We start from the raw sequence: 1,040 nt of genomic DNA, 5'->3' as shown, positions 1-1,040 counted from the left end.
GCTTCTGTCACAAGAGCAGGAGTTTGATCGATGGTTGGCAGGCAGGCGGACGTCGTCGTTCTGAGCGACGCGGATAGAAGTTTTCTGGAATCTCAGGTGCGCCGGCATAGAGCGCCACGCTCCTTATCGGATCGATGTCGGATGATCCTTTTGTGCGCGCAGGGCTTGCAAAGCAAGGACGTTGCCGAACGCCTGGGTGTTCACGAGCACACGGTTGGCAAGTGGCGCCGCCGGTTCGTACAGGATGGTATTGAAGGGCTGACAGATGAATATCGTGCGGGTCGACCGCGAACTGTCTCCGATACCCAGGTTGCCCAGGTCGTCGAGCGTACGTTGAACACCACTCCTAAGGATGCCACGCACTGGTCCATCCGTTCGATGGCAGCCGACAGCGGCCTTTCGCATACCACCATCCGTCGGATCTGGACCGCGTTTGGCCTGCAGCCGCATCGTGCCGAGACATTCAAGCTTTCCTCTGATCCGCTCTTTGTCGACAAGGTGCAGGACATCGTCGGTCTTTACATGTCGCCCCCGGACCGGGCGGTCGTGCTTTGCGTGGATGAGAAGTCGCAAATCCAGGCCTTGGATCGCGAGCAGCCTGTGCTGCCCATGGCGCCGGGCGTCACCGAACGGCGCACCCATACCTATGTCCGCAACGGTACGACATCGCTGTTTGCCGCGCTAGATGTTGCCACCGGGGCGGTGATCGGTCAGTGCTACAAGCGTCACCGGGCCACCGAATTCCTCGATTTCCTGAAGCGGATCGACGCCGAAATGCCCGATGGGCCGGACGTGCATCTGGTGATGGACAACTATGCGACCCACAAGACGCCGAGGATTAAGGCCTGGCTCGCGCGCCGCCCACACTGGCATGTTCACTTCACGCCAACGTCGGCATCCTGGATCAATCAGGTCGAGCGGTGGTTCGCCGAACTGACGCGAAAGCAGTTGCAGCGCGGCGTACACCGTTCCACCGCAGAACTGGAGGCCGACATCGACGCATTCATCGAAACCCACAACGAAAACCCCACCCCTTACAA

1 protein-coding gene is annotated in these 1,040 nt (G+C 60.0%); it reads left to right on the top strand.

What is annotated here, in order from left to right:
- Positions 1 to 30: 30 nt before the first annotated feature.
- Positions 31 to 1,040, top strand: a 1,010-nt coding sequence (locus JQK88_RS35460; RefSeq protein ID WP_203281230.1) for an IS630 family transposase, incomplete at its 3' end; no start/stop codon positions are given.

Source organism: Mesorhizobium caraganae (assembly GCF_016836705.1).
GTDB lineage: Bacteria > Pseudomonadota > Alphaproteobacteria > Rhizobiales > Rhizobiaceae > Mesorhizobium > Mesorhizobium caraganae.
Note: the sequence above shows the minus strand (reverse complement) of the source record. Positions and strands in the feature narration are given on the sequence as shown.